This window comes from Anaerobacterium chartisolvens (assembly GCF_003337415.1).
Taxonomy (GTDB): domain Bacteria; phylum Bacillota; class Clostridia; order Acetivibrionales; family DSM-27016; genus Anaerobacterium; species Anaerobacterium chartisolvens.
Genome location: NZ_QPJT01000010.1, coordinates 74,394 through 92,373 on the forward strand (window position 1 = coordinate 74,394; position 17,980 = coordinate 92,373).

At 41.8% G+C, this 17,980-nt stretch carries 17 protein-coding genes and 3 tRNA genes; 2 read left to right on the top strand and 18 right to left on the bottom strand.

What is annotated here, in order from left to right; all coding sequences use genetic code 11:
* Positions 1 to 144: 144 nt before the first annotated feature.
* The 7 genes from DFR58_RS10090 to yfmF form a co-directional block, all read right to left on the bottom strand.
* The gene (locus DFR58_RS10090; protein ID WP_114297727.1) at positions 145 to 630 is read right to left on the bottom strand and encodes a cell division protein FtsL; all 486 of its coding nucleotides are present in this window, start codon (positions 628 to 630) and stop codon (positions 145 to 147) included.
* A gap of 215 nt (positions 631 to 845) precedes the next feature.
* The gene (gene rsmH, locus DFR58_RS10095) at positions 846 to 1,787 is read right to left on the bottom strand and encodes a 16S rRNA (cytosine(1402)-N(4))-methyltransferase RsmH (protein ID WP_114297728.1); all 942 of its coding nucleotides are present in this window, start codon (positions 1,785 to 1,787) and stop codon (positions 846 to 848) included.
* A gap of 23 nt (positions 1,788 to 1,810) precedes the next feature.
* Positions 1,811 to 2,242, bottom strand: a complete 432-nt coding sequence (mraZ, locus tag DFR58_RS10100; protein ID WP_114297729.1) for a division/cell wall cluster transcriptional repressor MraZ — start codon at positions 2,240 to 2,242, stop codon at positions 1,811 to 1,813.
* 169 nt (positions 2,243 to 2,411) lie between these two features.
* Entirely contained in the window at positions 2,412 to 3,548 is a 1,137-nt protein-coding gene (locus DFR58_RS10105; protein WP_114297730.1) for an FtsW/RodA/SpoVE family cell cycle protein, read from the bottom strand.
* Between the two features lie 43 nt (positions 3,549 to 3,591).
* Positions 3,592 to 4,617, bottom strand: a complete 1,026-nt coding sequence (lgt, locus tag DFR58_RS10110) for a prolipoprotein diacylglyceryl transferase (protein WP_114297731.1) — start codon at positions 4,615 to 4,617, stop codon at positions 3,592 to 3,594.
* Between the two features lie 35 nt (positions 4,618 to 4,652).
* Positions 4,653 to 5,945, bottom strand: coding sequence for an EF-P 5-aminopentanol modification-associated protein YfmH (gene yfmH, locus DFR58_RS10115; RefSeq protein WP_170138112.1), 1,293 nt, complete (start codon positions 5,943 to 5,945; stop codon positions 4,653 to 4,655).
* 33 nt (positions 5,946 to 5,978) lie between these two features.
* Positions 5,979 to 7,268, bottom strand: a complete 1,290-nt coding sequence (yfmF, locus tag DFR58_RS10120; protein WP_114297732.1) for an EF-P 5-aminopentanol modification-associated protein YfmF — start codon at positions 7,266 to 7,268, stop codon at positions 5,979 to 5,981.
* A 224-nt stretch (positions 7,269 to 7,492) separates the two neighbouring features.
* Here yfmF and DFR58_RS21860 point away from each other — a divergent pair, with 224 nt between their 5' ends.
* Positions 7,493 to 7,663 carry a hypothetical protein gene (locus tag DFR58_RS21860; RefSeq protein ID WP_170138113.1) on the top strand — a complete coding sequence of 57 codons (171 nt, stop codon included), beginning with the start codon at positions 7,493 to 7,495 and terminating at the stop codon, positions 7,661 to 7,663.
* 63 nt (positions 7,664 to 7,726) lie between these two features.
* Here the strand turns inward: DFR58_RS21860 and DFR58_RS10125 are convergent, their stop codons facing one another.
* From DFR58_RS10125 to DFR58_RS10175, 11 genes are all read right to left on the bottom strand, one after another.
* Complete coding sequence (locus DFR58_RS10125; RefSeq protein WP_114297733.1) at positions 7,727 to 8,089, bottom strand: GerW family sporulation protein; 363 nt, start codon at positions 8,087 to 8,089, stop codon at positions 7,727 to 7,729.
* 1 nt (position 8,090) lies between these two features.
* Positions 8,091 to 8,729 (bottom strand): DUF2953 domain-containing protein, encoded by a 639-nt coding sequence (locus DFR58_RS10130; protein ID WP_114297734.1) that lies wholly within the window; start codon positions 8,727 to 8,729, stop codon positions 8,091 to 8,093.
* Between the two features lie 38 nt (positions 8,730 to 8,767).
* Positions 8,768 to 9,205: an anti-sigma factor family protein gene (locus DFR58_RS10135; protein WP_423230833.1), complete on the bottom strand. Its 438-nt coding sequence runs from the start codon at positions 9,203 to 9,205 to the stop codon at positions 8,768 to 8,770.
* Positions 9,202 to 9,771: an RNA polymerase sigma factor gene (locus tag DFR58_RS10140; protein WP_114297736.1), complete on the bottom strand. Its 570-nt coding sequence runs from the start codon at positions 9,769 to 9,771 to the stop codon at positions 9,202 to 9,204. Before DFR58_RS10140 ends, DFR58_RS10135 begins: the two co-directional genes overlap by 4 nt.
* A 360-nt stretch (positions 9,772 to 10,131) precedes the next feature.
* On the bottom strand, positions 10,132 to 11,055 hold the full coding sequence (locus tag DFR58_RS10145) for a transposase (RefSeq protein ID WP_114297737.1): 924 nt from the start codon (positions 11,053 to 11,055) through the stop codon (positions 10,132 to 10,134).
* Between the two features lie 88 nt (positions 11,056 to 11,143).
* Entirely contained in the window at positions 11,144 to 12,016 is an 873-nt protein-coding gene (locus DFR58_RS10150) for a hypothetical protein (RefSeq protein ID WP_114297738.1), read from the bottom strand.
* Positions 12,017 to 12,146: 130 nt separating this feature from the next.
* Positions 12,147 to 12,222: transfer RNA gene (locus tag DFR58_RS10155), tRNA-Lys, on the bottom strand.
* A gap of 58 nt (positions 12,223 to 12,280) precedes the next feature.
* Positions 12,281 to 12,357 (bottom strand) — tRNA-Gln (locus tag DFR58_RS10160).
* A gap of 132 nt (positions 12,358 to 12,489) precedes the next feature.
* A tRNA-His gene (locus tag DFR58_RS10165) sits at positions 12,490 to 12,566 on the bottom strand.
* Positions 12,567 to 12,722: 156 nt separating this feature from the next.
* Complete coding sequence (locus tag DFR58_RS10170; protein ID WP_114297739.1) at positions 12,723 to 14,645, bottom strand: NAD(+) synthase; 1,923 nt, start codon at positions 14,643 to 14,645, stop codon at positions 12,723 to 12,725.
* Positions 14,646 to 14,789: 144 nt separating this feature from the next.
* The gene (locus DFR58_RS10175; RefSeq protein ID WP_114297740.1) at positions 14,790 to 16,079 is read right to left on the bottom strand and encodes a glycoside hydrolase family 18 protein; all 1,290 of its coding nucleotides are present in this window, start codon (positions 16,077 to 16,079) and stop codon (positions 14,790 to 14,792) included.
* 185 nt (positions 16,080 to 16,264) lie between these two features.
* Between DFR58_RS10175 and DFR58_RS10180 the strand changes: the two genes are divergently transcribed.
* On the top strand, positions 16,265 to 17,968 hold the full coding sequence (locus DFR58_RS10180; RefSeq protein WP_114297741.1) for an AMP-dependent synthetase/ligase: 1,704 nt from the start codon (positions 16,265 to 16,267) through the stop codon (positions 17,966 to 17,968).
* Positions 17,969 to 17,980 lie beyond the last annotated feature (12 nt).

The following is a 17,980-nucleotide window of genomic DNA, read 5'->3' on the forward strand; positions in this document are numbered from 1 at the left end:
ACCGCATAAAAATATATTTTATACCATCTACAGCCCATTATCCAGCTATATATGTAGCGATAAAGATTTTACATGTAACCTTTGTCCCCTCTCTTTTCAAAAGAGGGGGGCACGCGCTTGCTCCCATATACCTTAAATAAACAATCAGTACAGCAGCGCCACAAGCTCTTCAAGCTTATTAAGCACCGACTTCAGCACTTCCTCTCCGCTGCTTTTCTCCTTATATTTTTCCGATACTATAGACAAATTCTCTCTGGGAATATTCACGTACACTATCTGGTATTTATCAGGCTTATGCATACCAAGCTTGCTCTCTGCAATCTCCTTTACCTTTACAAGATCCATCTCCTGCTGTATGGCAATTTCCAGCTTGGCATTCTCATTGGAAATTCTCGCGTACTCCTTATTCCGGCTGTCAATAGAATAATTAATCTGCGTAATCATTGTGTACCTGAGCATAACGGCAGAGCCCGCTATAAAGACAAGGAATATTGCAAACACCATCTTTAATTTCGCCTTGTTATTGCTCCTCTGCGTCTTTTTAGCTTTTAAAACCTTATTCTCTTCGTATACGTCATACTCAATCTTAGGAGCAGCAGACCCATGAATATAATTTTTTCCGGATTCCATACTTTTAATCACCTCTAAACCTTACTTAGCATATACAACAGGCCAAGAGACAGTAAGCCGGGAGATTGACTTTACCTGTCAATCCCCGGCAAGAGCTTATTTCCTGAATTTTATGCTTTTGTTTTTTATATTTATCTTTTCCTTTGTAAGCCTTAAAACACCTGTCAATCCTCTTTTGTATTTCTTAAACCCACTTTTCTTAGAGTGTATTTATATTAAATCCTTTGTATAATCCGTAATTTTGCACTTCTTGCCCGGGGATTGTCCTCTATTTCAGCCTCTGAAGGCAATATTGGCTTTTTTGATATATGCCTTGCCACAGCCTCCTTGCCGCAAACACATATCGGAAATTCGGGAGGGCATGTGCAAGGCTTAACCATTTTTTGATACTCCGTTTTAACAATCCTGTCCTCTAATGAATGAAAGGTTATTATACAAAGCCTTCCCCCCGGTGAAAGCACCGAAACAGCGTCCCTTATGGCAGCCCCCAATATTCCCAGCTCATTATTCACTTCAATTCTTATTGCCTGAAAGGTTCTCTTTGCAGGATGAGGGCCTTCCCGTCTGGCCGAGCTGGGTACAGCCGCCTTTATTATATCCACCAGTTCTCCTGTAGTTGTCACAGCCTTTTTTTTTCTGGCCTGAACAATGAACGCCGCTATTCTGGCCGCCCATCTTTCCTCACCGTAATCCCTTATAATATCCCTTATCCTGTTTTCCTCATACTCATTTATGATAAATTCGGCAGTCACACTGCCTCTTCTGTCCATCCTCATATCGAGAGGAGCATCAATGCGGTAGCTGAAACCCCTTTCTCCTTCGTCAAGCTGGTGGGATGAGACACCAAGATCCAGCAATATACCGTCAACACAACACACGTTGTTCTCCCGGCAGACATCCTTTATATCCTTAAAATTCACATTGGCAAAAATTAATTTTGCCTCTCCTCCGGCCTTTTCCAGCACCGCCTTAGACGACTGTATGGCAAAGGCGTCCTGATCTATTCCTATAAGCATACCCCGGCTGTCAAGCCGTCTGTAAATTTCGCGGGAATGCCCCGCTCCGCCCATAGTACCGTCTATGTATGTTCCAAAGGGCTTTATTTCAAGTCCCTCAATGCACTCCTTAAGCAAAACAGGCTTATGATTAAATTCCATTTAACTTAAACTTCACTCCCAATTTATATACCAAGCATGGCCATCTTTTCGGCTATCTTGTCGGCACTTATATTATCATCCCCGCTATAGCTTTCCCATTTATGCTTGTCCCATATCTCTACTCTTGTTGAAACACCTATAATATATATGTCCTTATCTAAAGCGGCATATTCCCTGAGATTCTGCGGGATTAATATTCTTCCCTGCTTATCCGCCTCACATTCAGCGGCGCCTGAGAAAAAGAATCTTACAAAAGCTCTGACATCCTTGTCGGTAAAGGGAAGGGATTTAAGCTTTGATTCCAGATTGCACCACTCCTCTGAGGAGTATGCAAATAAGCAGTTGTCAAGGCCCTTGGTTAAAATAAATTTCTCTCCTAAGCCCTCCCTGTACTTAGCCGGGATAATTGCCCGTCCTTTTGAATCCACGGTATGCTGGTATTCTCCATAGAACAATTATCTCACCCCTGCTTCTCTGTCCTTTCACACCACTTTCCACCACTTTCCACCACTTATGTACTTATTTTATTTTAAAAATAATAAATAATCAAGCAAATTTTATGGTTTTTAAAGGCAAACAAAAAAGATAGGACATAAGTCCTATCTTTTTTGTTTAAACTGGCCCCTACTGTGAGCTGTTGAAAATGCTTCGTTTGCGGCGTATTGACACACTAAGTATTATTCCTATGGCAATATAATTTGTTATCATCGCGCTTCCTCCCTGACTGACAAATGGCAGAGGCAGACCTGTTATGGGAAATATTCCTATGTTCATTCCTATATTCTCCACAAAGTTAAATCCCATCATTGCTGTTAATCCCGTCACCAGAAAAGACCCGTACAAGTCTCTGGAGTTTTTTGCAATATAAACGCACCTCAAAAGCAGAAAAAATATGATAATAACGACTATTGCAGAACCAATAAACCCCAGCTCCTCACCTATAACAGTAAAAATAAAATCCGACTCCTTTACAGGTACGGTTCCCCTCTGGGTCTGTATCCCTTGAAAAAGCTTTTTACCGAATATCTGCCCCGAGCCTATGGCCCTTATCGAGCGCAGCACCTGAAACCCCGCATTTGACTGGTCATCCTCTGGATTAAAGAAAAACCTTATTCTGTCCCTTCTTTTGTCATTAAGCAAAAAAATCCATGTGAAAACTCCGCACGGGATTGCCGCTATGAATGCTCCCAGCATATATTTATAGGGCAAGCCGCAAATAAAAAGCATAACAAAAAAAACAAATATAAACACCATTGACATGCCGAAATCATTTTGCAAAATAACAAGCCCTATGGGAATTGCAGAGTAAATAAGGAATTTTGCTATATTTTTACCTCCCTGACCTTCCTTAATTCTTTCAAGAAAGGTGGAAATCACTACAATAAAAGTGATTTTTGCTATTTCCGAAGGCTGAAAGCTTCCGAAAACAGGAATTTGCATCCAACTGTTGCTCCCCCATGTCTCGGCTCCCACCCCCCTGAATTTAACGTATACAAGCAAAACCACACTTATAACATAAAAAACAATTCCTATTATTTTAAAATCCTTATAATCCACCAAGCTTATGACCAGAGCCATAACTATGCCTATTGCAAGTGCCAAGCCCTGTTTCAAAACCATACTATCACCATTCTCAAAGGACAAGGTGGCGCTATAGAGCACCACCAGCCCAATAGCGGACAGTGTCAGCACAGTTATAAACAGGATATAATCAAAGCTTTTTATAAAGCTTATGCCCTTTGTTTTTTCCACAGAATACATTGGAGCCACCTTTTTTTACAGTAAAATTTAAAAAATCCTAAAGCTACTTGTCCTTGTTTTCTTCCTTAAAAGACGCATCCTCCTCATGCATAAAATCTTCCCCGGCATCCTCTTCATCCTCAATAATGTCCTGACAGTCCGGGTCGTCGGCGCAAATTCCCTCTTCGTCCTGCTCCTTCTCGTTCTCCTCAAGCTCCCTTAGTATTTCCCCGTACCTGCTTGAGCCGGCCTGTTCTGCTTCCTCCAACGACAGGTTGAATTTCCTTCTTCTTAAAACAAATGCAATAACAAAAGAAATAGCAAACAGGAAACCAAGCAATTGAGAAACTCTTAAGCTTCCAAGCATGAGGCTGTCTGTACGCAAGCCCTCAATAAATGCCCTGCCTATGCCGTAAAGTATCATATACAAAAAGAATACCTCACCCTCTAGCTTCTTCCTTTTCCTGTACCATATTAAAAACAGAAATATTCCTATGTCCATTAAGGACTCGTATAAAAAAGTAGGATGGACGGGAAGATCAGGCGTTACTGCCATTCCCTTCATTTGAAGAAATGCAAGCTGCTCCCTTATGGAATCCCCCGTCATTCCCCATGGCAGCCGGGTATTTACCCCGAAGGCCTCCTGATTGACAAAATTTCCCCAACGCCCTATCCCCTGGGCAAGCACTAAATACGGCACACCAAAATCTATCAGCTTAAGCACCCCTATTTTTTTGTGCCTTGCAAAGAAATACGCAACTATTACGGCGCCTATTACTCCCCCATATATAGCCAGACCGCCCTGCCTCGTATTAAAGACCGAAAGCAAATCGTCCTTAAACTCTCCCCAATTGAATACAACATAGTAAAGCCTTGCAAATACAATTGCCACAGGAGCGGCAAACAACACGAGATCGACTATGCTTTCAGGCTCTATCCCAAATTTCTTGCTGCTCCTCATACCAAGAATTACAGCCAGAATAAATGCAAACGCTATAATAATTCCATACCAGTAAATGGGCAACGTAAAAATTTTGAAAGCCTCTCTGCTTATTTCAAATTCCAGCCCCAGACGCGGAAATTCAATCATCTCTTATCCCCCTCGTTTTTTTAAGATATTTACAGCTATTTTGACGAAGACGGCCTTATTACCGACAAAGCCATATTTCCGAGGTCAAAATGCTCCTTAAAAACCTCATTTACATACTCAAATGATATTTTATCATAAACATCCAAATAATCAAACAAATAAACACCTTTAAAATAGACAGAAATAAATGAGTGGGATATCCGTTCTACAGAATTGAGCTGCTTTATAAACCGGCCCTTCATAGCCCTTCTGATTCTTTCAAAGCTGTCTCTGTCGAGCCCTGCTTTATTCATGGAGGCTATTGCCTGGCTTATTTTATCTTTAACCGCTGCAGGGTCTGCCGACTCCCCTCCCATCATTGAGAAGGCATAATTCTCCTCTATAGTATAATCGAACTCAAAGGTATTATTAATCAGACCCTCTCCATAAAGCTCATCGTAAAGCTTAGAGCTCTTTCCCATAATCATCTCAAGCAAAAGCTTGACGGCAACCTCACGTTTTAAGCAGTCATAGCCCCTGATATTGTTTGTGTTATCCTTAAAGCCCATCTGAAACAGGGGCATGGAAACAGCCAGCGTCTGTTCAGTGTATGCCTCATTCAACGCACCGGCCTCCTCAGGGAAAATCCTCTTTATTTCCCTCTTTTCCCCCTTGTTCACCATGCCGCTCTCAATCTGGCGGAAAACATCCTGAGGCTCGACATCTCCCACAACAAGAATTATCATGTTTGAGGGATGGTAGAAGGTGTTGTAGCACTTGTAAAGAGTCTCCCTGTCTATTTTTGATATGCTGTCAATAGTTCCGGCTATGTCAATTCTCACAGGATTATTGCTGTAAAATGCCTTAAGCAGATTAAAAAACGCCCTCCAATTGGCATCGTCCTCATACATCCTGATCTCCTGCCCTATAATCCCCTTTTCCTTTTCAACACTTTCCTCCGTAATATACGGATTCTGCACAAAATCCAGCAACAGCCCGAAGTTTTCATCAAACTTGTCGGTGCATGAAAACAAATATACCGTCTGGCTAAAGCCGGTATACGCATTAGGGCTTGAGCCCAGAGCTGAGAATTTGTCCATTACGCTTCCGTCCTTCTGCTCAAAAAGCTTATGCTCCAGAAAATGTGCTATTCCGTCAGGCACCTGTGAGGCTGTGCTGTCACCCGGAATTACAAATTCATTGTTTATTGAGCCGTAATGGGTTGCAAAGGTGGCATGTTTTTTTGAATACCCTTTTTTAGGTATGACAAAAGCCTTGAGTCCGCTTTGGTGGGTATACATATATATCAATTCGTTTATATTTTTATATTCTATTGTTTTAATATCCATTCCTTCTCTCCCTTCATGATTTCAAAACTGCCTTTAATTATTTGAGGTTAAAAAATACACCGTATCCGGCACTATATTTTGCGACACCGCAATGGCATTCTGTATCGATACATTCCTTATCTTTTCAAGCATTGTATCAAATGTGTCATTTGTGCCCGCCACCGACTGTCCGAGATAAAAATCCACTATGCCGAGCTGGCTGTCCCCTAACGACTTAACCGCTGTCTCAAGGCTCTTAATAGATGATTTATACTCATATTCCGAAACATTTCCCTTTTTAACCTCCTCCAACTGCTTTAAAATAATCTCCTCGGCCTTATCCCTGTTGGATATCTCAATGCCGCTGCTTATGACCATAAGCCCTTTGAATTTTTCCAGTCTGGAAAAAGCGTAATAAGCCAGCCCCGCCTTTTCTCTTACATTCTGAAACAGCTTTGAATGAAGCCCCCCTCCCAATATTCCGTTATAAACCATTAAGGAATGATAATCCGGGCTGCTTGCGCAAATATTGGTCCTGAAGCCTAAGGACAGCTTGCCCTGATTGACATCCATTTTTTCCGTTATATTCTTTTGTTCTCTTGAGTCTACGGAAATAACGGGGGGATCGATTGTTTTGACATTCTGCCTTTGTATCGCGGTGAATTTTGAGGTAACCTTTTTTATGTACTCCGCATCCATATCTCCCGTTATATAAATGCTTACGGGAAGGCTTTTTAAAAAGCTGATGTAATGCTCATAAAGGGTTTTTCCGTCTATTGAATCAAGATCGGAAACGCTCCCATATTCGTATATTCCAAAAGGCTCCTCCCTGCACATTTCCTCCAGGCATCTTTCCACTCCGTACTGCATCTTGTCGTTTACCCTGCTTTCAATGAGCCTTTTAAGATTTTCCTTCTCCTGCCTTACATATTCTCCGTTAAACACTCCGTTTTGCAGAGCAGGCTTTGTAATTAAGCCCTCTAAAAATTCAAATGCCTTTTCAAACAGACGCTGGCCTTCTCCCGCATAGCTGTCGGATACAAAGTCCATATAAAATTGTATTATCTGTCTCTCTCCTTTTTTTGCCACACCACAGTCAAAGGCTGCCCCGTATAAGCTCTCCATATAAAGAGCTATATCCCCGAAGGTAGGATAAGCCTCGCTGCCTCTCCTTAACACCGCAGGCAGTAAAGCATTTTTCGCGGCGTTTTCCCTGCTCAGGCTGTCATGAAAAAAAATGTTTATAGTATTTGTTTTAAATTTAGTGGCCCGGATATTATATATCTCTATGCCATTCATTGAGTAAATCTTTTTCACCTGCTCATTAGGCAACATATTGCTCATCAAACCCTTCCTTTCGTTAAATCGGTATTATTGCGATTTTCATAGTATTAGTATAATAAAAAAACACTGAAGTATTCAATATTTTGGGAAAATAAATGTTTGAAGTAAAATATCACGGTATTAATAATTTCCTTAATAAATAATAGCCGTGTCATTTGAAAATAATATAGATTGAAAAAAGACTGTTTCTTTAAAGATATATGCACAAGCTGGGAGGGATATTAATGGACGGTGTCAGGTACAGACAGTATCCGAGGATATATAAAAAGAAAAATTCTAAAGAGCAGGAGGATGAATGCATTTCCTTCAGTGTCACTGCAGCCGCAGGGATAGCTGCCCTTGTTTTTGCCAAAGGCGTGTTTTGGGGGTATATGCTCAAAAAATGGCTGAGATAAAAGGCTAAAAGCACAAAACAGCCCGTGTTTAGGGTTGTTTTGTGCTTTTTTTGTGCTGTTTTGTTATTCACAGCATTTTTTGTCATTTATTTTTTCTACTATGTCGGGAACCATTTCAAGCAGCTTTTCCAATCCCCCGCTCTTCTTTATCGGAATAAGCTCTGTTCTGTCGCCCTGTATTATCAGCACTGCAGTGGGGGAAACCCGTGCTCCCATTCCTGCTCCTCCGCCTCCGCCTCCGACACCTTTTTCGTCTATGCCGTCTCCTCCTCCTGAGCCCATTCCAAAGGATACATTAATAAACGGCACTATAGTTGTTTCGCCTATCTTCATTGGCTCACCCACCACCGTCTTGGTTTTTAAAAAATTCTCAATTTTTTCAAAGATAATGTTTATGTTTTCGCTTACGCTAAAGGTGCTTGCCATATTATACTCCTCCTTTTATTTTCGTTTTAAAATCATTCATCCATATATCTCTAAATGGCCTGGTGATAATGGTGCCTATTGCAACTAGTATTAAATAAGCCACCCATATCCTTCCGCCAATTAAAAATCTTCCTTCTATCACTTCATCATCAAAAACAGCATTAATTCTTACTCTAACCCCTTTGAACTCACCCCATGCCATAGCATTTACAGCGCATAGCATCCCCGTCAATGCCGGGTCCTCAAATCCCGCTCTTGCATTTACATAAAATCTCGCCGGCATGCAGTGCTTAAATATTTTAAACGCCGCATCCACCGCCTTTTTTATTACTTCAGGCTTCATATACTTCTTTGCGCTATTTGTCTTTTGCTTACTGTCTTTTTTTGCATGTTCCTTGCTTTTGCCCGGCTTCAGCCTTCTTTCAATCCCAAAGGCCTTAACCGTGGTCTCGCTGTCTTTCCCTTCACCCTTAAAAAAATTTATTTTAACAGCTCCGAAGAGCCAGCAAACTGAGCCCTTAACATAGCTTTCGTCAAGCTTTTTCCCTGAAATATAATATTTATAAGGTATAAATATTATACAAGCAACAAGCACGGCAATGCCAAGCAAAGCATACCCCAGAATTGATACTAAAAACATCACAGCCTCCAACCTTAATATTTAAATTGCCGGGAAAGCTATTTTGCAATAATCTTCCCCACACCCTTGACAAAACTCTTTGAAGCTTTCCAAACAACAGCGGAGGCTGCCCTTCCCCCTTTTTTTATAAGCCTTCCACCGCCCTTGGCACCTGGTATATATTTAACAAACGCCACAGATGAGGCAAGGGTTCTTTTCTGGGCCTCCACAACAGCACCCGCGGCACTTTTTCCGCCATTACTAACAACCTTGCCCAGTATTGCTTCTTTTATATCATCCAATTCATCAGGAAACTCAACCTCATAATTATCTTTATTATTCAAATCCCACAACAGCAGCTTCAATTCGCTCAGCTCTCTCCTGCATTCACTGCAGCACTTTAAATGCTCCTCAACAACTATTTTTTCAATCGGATCAATAATGCCCTCAAGTAAATCCTGCAGCAGGCTTTTATCAAGATTACAGTTCACGCTCATACCTCCCAGACTCCTTCCCTTGCCAGATGCTCCTTAATGATTTTTCTTCCCTTGTGCAGGAGTGTTTTTACAGTACCCAGAGGCAAATTCATCGTTTTGGATACTTCCTCATATTTCATACCCTTCATATGTCTTAAAAGCACCGCCATACGTTCCCTATCGGGAAGCTCATTTATTGCCCTCTCCATACACTCTTTTATATCTCTGCACACAACCCGGTTCTCGGTGCTTTCATCAGAGGGTATAAATTCCTGCATTTCGCTCCCATCCTCAGTTGTCTGATTCAGCGAGACGGTATCCTTTTTATCTCTTACAAAATTAAGGCACCTGTTTACCGTCACCCTCCTGACCCAGGGCAGGACCGAGAAATCCTCCTTAAGGCTGCCCATGGATTTAAAAAGGGATATAAACACCTCCTGAGTTAAATCAAGCGCATCCTCTTTAGTACCGGTATAGCGATATGCAATAGCATATACATACTTCTTGTATTTATTATAAAGAAGCTCCAGACCTTGGTGCGCATTACCCCTGTATTTTTTAACTATATTAATGTCTGAGACCTCCAAAGCTTTTTACCGCCCTCTTTATATTTGTCTTTGATTATATATACACATGAAATCGCAAAAAGTTTTGGGGGACGCTTCTTTTTTTTTTGCTTTTAAAAGTACCCCTAAAATTAAACTTTATATGCATTTGCTCATTATATGCTATACATTATAATAAAAAATGTTTGCTTGAAACAAGAACATAAGCTTAGAATATATCCCAAAAGAATTGTTTTGGAGATAAGAATATCAGTATTACTCTTGGTAATGGTTTTTATGATAAATCCGTGCACGCTTAAAGAAAGCCCCTCCTAATAATATGGAGGAAATAATATTTTACATAATATGCCACTGTACTTTAAGGGTAAAATATGCCTCGTTTTAATCCGAGTAAATCAATGTTCTAAATACACTGCAGTACTGCATATCCCTGCCCAGCAGCCTAAAGCCCTCATTTGACAGCCTTGACACCCCGGAAACGGACATATTCCCTATATATTTGCATATATCGGTATATGTATACCCGCATAAGGCACGCATGACGTAGGCTGTAAAGGCTCTCACCCGGCTTGCTTCCCTGCTGAATTTTGCTCTAAGCATTTCAGGAAGCCTTTCACCTAAAATTATCTCTATCCTTTCTATCAGCTCTTTAGGCGTCTCATGCCTCATAATGTGCTTTTTACCGCTGCTATACGCATTCTCAGTGTATTCACGCATAATACCTTCATGCACCTCTTTCATTATACCTGTGTCTCTCATTGATTCTGCAAAGCCTTTATACTTTTGACGTGCTTTTGTTTTATCACGGCTAAAAAGCTCCAGCAAAAAATCATCGTCAACAATACCCTCCGTATTCTTCCTCCTTCCTGTATAAATGCCATAGGAAGAATATATATAAGAATCCTCGTTTCCGTCATAACCGGCAATATCCTTTGCGTTATTATGTATATACGCAGACAAGGTCAGGCTGTATGTATCGTTGTCTACTATCTTGCTGCCGAAACGCCCCTGAAACAGGTGCCCATGTCTGCTGTAGCGCTTATTGTAGTAAGCCGCATAAGCGGTATTTATACAGCGCATAAAGATTGAAATGTCAAAGCCACAGGTATTTATATAAAAATGGACATGGTTGTCCATAAGGCAGTAAGCATAAATTTTACAGTGATACTTCTCTATATAACGCTTCAGCAATTCCAAATAATATGCTTTATCCTCTTCACACTGGTAAAGGTCTATTTCACTTATGCTTCTGGACATAATATGATACATCGCATCCGCCGATTTTTTTCTGGCCGCTCTTGGCATAGCACTCACCTCAATATTTGTTATTGATATTATAACCTTTCAAGGCAATGTTTGTCAAGAACAAATGTTCTAAGAGCAGGAGCGTCCCCTAGTCCCCCATCCAAAAATATAATATTCCTGTGGTTCCGTCTTGACGCTCAATTCCATACCAAAAATCATCCATAATAATTATTTTTATTTTCTCGCCTTTTTTAAATTCTACTGCTTTTTCAATATCCCATGTAAATTTAATGTCCTGTTTGTTTAATTTATTGCTAATGCTTTGTTTGATGAAAAACGCCTCAAAATCACTTGCAACGATATATTCATCCAAAAGATATTTAGTATAATCGATAGAATTATATATAAATTTATTATTTTCTATTGAATAATAGCCTTTCATAATATTTGGAGAGACAAATTTCACAATGCTGTCAGGAGGTATAAAATTTCCTTTGCCGTCAGTCAGGACATTCCCATAATATGTGGATATTGAGTGGCTTATGTTAATATCAGTGTGAAAAGAACCTAATTCATAAATCTTTATACCATCATATCTGTAAAAAGTAGTCTTTGGATCCCCGCTTGGACCATCATCATAAATGGCTAATTCAATAAACTTATCATCGGAAATAAGATCGACCAAATAAAAATCAAACGGGTTTTCACAGTCTATTGATATTTCACAGTTGTTGATCCGTAATGAAGAATCCTGTCTCCCTAAAAGCCTAATCTCAATTGTCTCTGTTTCTCCATCTGTATTAAGGTCATACTTGCCATCAACATTTAATTCCTTAATATCGTGCTTTTTCTCAATGGCAAAGTCATTTTCAATAATGCTTTCCTGTAAATTTAAAAATGAATCAATGTTAAAGCTTTGTTTCTCTTGCTCCACCCGCTCACACCCCATTAATCCAGCTGTGATTACCAAAAGGACATAAAAAAATAATATACTTTTCTGTACATATTTTGACTGCTTCATACATATACCCGCCTTTCTTAATTATTCTATTTTCAACAGTTATCCCCCCTCCAGAACGCCATAGGGGGGAACGCCACAGGGGACGTTCCGTACAAGTTAAAAACAAAAAAACCGCTTAAGCGGTTTTATCTGGTGAGCCATCCGCGACTCGAACGCGGGACACCTTGATTAAAAGTCAAGTGCTCTGCCAACTGAGCTAATGGCCCATATTTAAGAGATGAGACAGCCGTCTTAGTTAATCCCCTGCTCTCTCCATCTCTAAATTGGCTGGGATGGCTGGACTCGAACCAACGAAATGCCAGAGTCAAAGTCTGGTGCCTTACCGGCTTGGCTACATCCCAATGCTTGAATACATGTACCATATCTTACTGGGCCATGTAAGCCAAAGTCAACTTTCGTCGACTCGGCTACATCCCAATAATTTAAGAAGAAATGAAAAGTCGGATTCATATCTCAACTCCTCACCTCTAAAGTGGGGTGAATAGTGGGAGTTGAACCCACGGCCTCCAGAGCCACAATCTGGCGCTCTAACCAACTGAGCTATACCCACCGCAATACATACAGCATATGCGCTTACGGCATTATTTGCTACATCCCGTCAAGACACATTAGATATTTTAAGACAGATATATCAATTTGTCAAGGAAATTCTTTAAATAAATATTTCCCATAATTTTCTATATGTCATTTCCGCTTCTGCAAAATCCTAATCCAACTGTCTAAGCCATACCTCGGCACATGCGTCGCTTGGCATACGCCAATCCCCCCTCGGCGAAAGGCTGATTGTGCCCACCTTGGGGCCGTCAGGAAGGCATGACCGCTTAAACTGCTGGCTAAAGAACCTTTTATAAAATACCTTAAGCCATTTTTTAATCACCTCCGGCCTATATGAATTGCCGAAGGCCTGCTCCGCAAGGAACAGTATCTTAAGCGGAGGAGCACCGTACCTCATCATATGATAGAGGAAAAAATCATGTAGCTCATAAGGCCCCACTATGTCCTCCGTTTTTTGTTTTATTTCTCCCGACTTGTCCGGCGGGAGAAGCTCCGGGCTTATGGGAGTGTCCAGCACCTTGCGCAGCACATTTGAGGTTCTCTCATCCACTACATTTTCAGCGGCCCACAGCACCAGAAACTTTACAAGCGTTTTTGGAATGCTGCAGTTAACGGCATACATTGACATGTGATCTCCGTTGTAGGTACACCACCCAAGCGCAAGCTCGGATAAATCTCCCGTGCCTATGACCAGCCCCCCAATTTTGTTTGCCATATCCATAAGTATCTGCGTTCTCTCACGCGCCTGAACATTTTCATAGGTTATGTCAAGAATTTCGGCATCATGCCCTATGTCCTTAAAATGCTGCAGGCAAGCAGGTCTTATATCAACCTCTCTTATGCCGACCCCCATTGTGTCCATAAGCTCTATCGAATTGTTGTATGTGGCATTTGTTGTCCCAAAGCCCGGCATGGTTACGGCAATAATGTTTTTCCTCGGAAGCCCCAGCATGTCAAAGGTTTTTACCGTTACCAGCAGCGCAAGCGTGGAGTCCAGTCCTCCCGAAATACCTATAACGGCATATTGGGCTGCCGTATGCCTGTATCTTTTCGCCAGCCCCGAGGTCTGTATGGAAAATATTTCGCTGCACCTCTCATCCCTCTTTTCAGGGCTGGAGGGCACAAAGGGGAGCGCATCTACCGCCCGCTCAAGCCGCTCTAAATCCAAATCTCTCAGCTTAAAGTCTATAAACCTGTAATCGGGCTTTTGCTGCAGCTCCATAAAGCTTGTGTTTTTGCACCTGTCATTTAAAAGCCTTTGAACGTCTATTTCAGCACAAATAAGCTGGTCCTCATCGCAAAATCTTTCCGACTCCGACAGTATCGTTCCATATTCGGATATCAACGCGTGTCCTCCGAAAACCACGTCTGTGGTGGATTCATAAATTCCCGCCGAAGTGTATACATACCCCGCAAAGCACCTTGCAGACTGCTGCCTTACCAACTGTCTCCTGTATTCATACTTGCCTATAACCTCATTGCTTGCAGACAAATTAAATAAAATGGACGCGCCGCAGACAGCCTGATATGAGCTTGGCGGCACCGGCACCCACAAATCCTCGCATATCTCTATTCCAAAGCAAATACCCCCGTCATTTTCGTCCCGGAACAAAAGATCGGTGCCGAAGGCTGCTTGCCTCCCTAAAAGCCTTATGCTGCTGGTCAAAGCCTTACTACCCGGCGCAAACCACCTTTCCTCATAAAACTCGCTGTAGCCCGGTATATAAGCCTTAGGCACTATTCCCAGAATTTCGCCCTTTAAGATTACCGCAGCACAGTTAAAAATCTGGCTGTCTGCACGAATGGGCAAGCCAACTATTGATACGATATTTTTATCCCGCGTCTCGGAAATTATACGCTCCAACTGCGTAAGGCACTCTTCTAAAAGCATTTCCTGATGAAAAAGATCCCCGCATGTATACGCCGATATGCACAGCTCGGGAAAAACAACAATTTGTGATTCCTTTTCATATGCCCTTGCAATAAGTTCAATTATCTTTTCTGCATTATATGCGCAGTCTGCCACCCTAAGGCCCGGCACTGCGGCAGCCACCCTTATAAACCCATAGTCCATAAAATCACCCGTTTTAGTAGAAGTTATTTTTAAGTTTACCACAAAGGCAGCCACAGTTCCATTTTATTTTTCATTCCATTTAACTCGTAATTTAGATGTACAAGGGACTATATGAAATAAAATTCCTATACTGCGCAAATTTATTCATCTTATTAATTTTACTATATTAAACATGTTGTCTAAGACATACCAATTTTGCGGGAAATCCATACCAAGCACCCAGTAGCTCACCCCTCTTAAGCCCAATTCGCTTGCAAGTCTGAACTTGGCCTCAATGCTTCTGGCATCCTCAAACCATACCTCATGCCTCGTGCCGTCATTATCGGTATAGTTAAAATGAGGAGCTTGGGTTTTTACGTCATACAGAATGCTTTGATTGTATCTCGCCGCCAGCTCTACGGCGTATACCGGGCTTATGCTCCTGGCCCACGGCCCTCCCTCTACATACGGCAGCTTCCAGTCATAGCCGTACAGAGGGATGCCCATCATGATTTTATTGCTCGGCATGACGGAAACAGCATATTCCAGTACCTCTCTCACCTTGTCTATAGGCGCAACGGCATACGGCGGCCCACCCGACCACCCCCATTCATACGTCATTATAATTACAAAATCGACGATCTCTCCATGGGCCTTATAGTCATGTGCTCCATGCCACACACCCGTCTGGTAGTCGGAGGTCTTGGGAGCAAGTGCCGTGGAAACGTAGAAGTTTTGCGCATGAAGTGCATTTGTTACCCTTCTTAAAAAGCTGTTATAAAGCTCCCTGTCCTCAGGCGGTATCCTTTCAAAATCTATATTGATGCCGTAATAGCCCTTATTCCTCATAACCTCGGTTACATTCCTTATCAAGGAATCCTGTATGCTTTCACTTCTAAGTATTGCGCGGGCAATGTCACTGTCAAAATTTCCGTCTCTGAAATTGGTGATTACCATTAAAGGGGCCACTCTGTACTGCCTTGCAGCCTGTATGGCAGCGTTGTCATTAATGCTGTTTAAGGTGCCGTCCATGCTGACCTGATAGCTGAACGGGCTTAAATATGTAAGATGCCTTCCCACCTCATTTACACGCCTTGCCCCGGCCTCATCCGTTGTAGGCTCAATATACGCGTTAACCTCTATATACCCATAATTTTTGTAAGGCTGTGGTATTCTAAGAACCATTCCGGGATATATGACATATGGGTACACAAGCCTGTTTAATTCTATAATGCTGCCGTACGGAATATTAAACCTTCTGCCTATTGACCACAGAGAATCTCCGACCGCAACAGTGTATGGTCTTTCTGTAGTCGGCATTACCAAAGCCTGACCCACTACCAGATTGGGAAGCTGCTGCAAACCGTTTATAGCGGTGATTCTTTCTGCAGACACCCCGTATTTCCGGGATAAAAGCCAAACGGTATCCCCGGATTGTACAATATGTATAATCAATATTCTCAACTCCTAAAAGGCATTTTATTCTATTATATTCAGCCGCTTTGCATAGGTTCAGTTTCCAGCCAAAGAAAGTTTTATATTACGCTCTTTTAATAACAGCAAATTTTGTATATAATATCTTTTATGCGGATGCGGATTCTGTTACATGGTATTAATTAACATAAGAGGAGTATATTTAAATGAAAAATATTCCATTGTATGATGTAAGACAAATAGCCAATCTCAAGGAAATGCTGGAAGGAAGCGCAAAAGCCTTCGGAAGCAAGCCTGCATTTCTGGTAAAAAGCAAGGCGGAAGAGCATTATAAGCCCATAAGCTATCTTCAGTTCAAGAAGGATGTCGATGCCCTGGGGACAATGCTTGTAAAGCTGGGCCTCAAAGGGAAAAGAATAGCCCTGATAGGTGAAAACCGCTATGAATGGTGTGTTTCATACCTTGCCTCAATCAATGGAACCGGCACAATAGTTCCTCTTGACAAGGAGCTGCCGTCTAACGAAATAGAGAACCTTATTTCAAGGTCAAAGTCCAGTGCCATTATATTCTCGGGAAATTACCGAAAGCAAATAGAGGAAATGAATTATGCCTGTCAATACTATATTGATATGGATGCGGCAGAGGACAACAAAAACTTCCTCTCTCTTTCCAAGCTGCTTGAGAAGGGCTGCGAGCTTATTGCTTCGGGAGACACATGCTTTACCTCCTCCGAAATTGACAATGGGGCACCCGACATATTGCTGTTTACATCCGGCACAACAGATATTTCAAAGGCGGTTATGCTGTCGCACTCAAATATAGCCTCAAACCTTACCGCAATGTGTTCTATGCTTTATATAGGTCAGGAGGATATATTCCTTTCTGTCCTGCCCATTCACCATACCTATGAATGCACCTGCGGCTTTCTGTGCCCATTGTACAGAGGCGCCACCGTAGCCTTTTGCGAGGGCCTCAGACACATACCGAAAAACCTCAAGGAGTCAAAGGCAACGGTAATGCTTGGAGTACCCCTTATTTTTGAAGCGATATACAAGCGCATATGGGATCAGGCATCAAAAACCAAAGGGCTGGTTAAAAAGCTCAAGGCTGCTATAAGAGTAAGCAACCTGCTCCGCAGGGTTGGTATCGACATTACTAAAAAGCTATTCAGGCAGGTGCATATGAGCTTGGGAGGGAATGTAAGGATATTTATAAGCGGAGCTGCGGCAATAGACCCTATTGTGGCAAAAGGCTTTCGTGAATTGGGAATACAGTTTGTACAGGGCTATGGCCTTACCGAATGCTCTCCTATAGCGGCACTTAACCGCGATGTTGATTTTAATGACAGCGCCGCCGGAATACCTCTCCCCAATCTTCAGATAAGAATAGATAACAAGGGACAGGATGGTGTAGGAGAGATAGTTGTTAAGGGGCCCAGTGTGATGCTTGGGTATTTTGACGATACCGAGCAGACAGGCTCACCCAAAGGCATAATCGACGGGTGGTTTCATACGGGAGACCTCGGCTATATGGACGAAGAAAGCTTTTTATATATTACCGGGCGTAAGAAAAACGTAATTGTCACCAAAAACGGTAAGAACATATACCCCGAGGAAATAGAGACATTGATAAACAGGATACCTCTGGTGAAGGAATCCATTGTCTACGGCAAAAACGATTCCGATTCCGCAGATTTAACAGTAGCCGCCATTGTGGTTCCCGACATGGATAAAATTAATGAGGCTTTTGAAGGAAATCCCTTGTCTCACGAGGATATATATAATATGATACAAAGTGATATAAAAGCAGTCAACAAAGGGCTGGTGTCCTATAAGCATGTAAAGCATATAACCTTAAGGCATGAGGAATTTGCAAAAACCACAACCAAAAAAATAAAAAGATATGTATAAAGCATATTAATT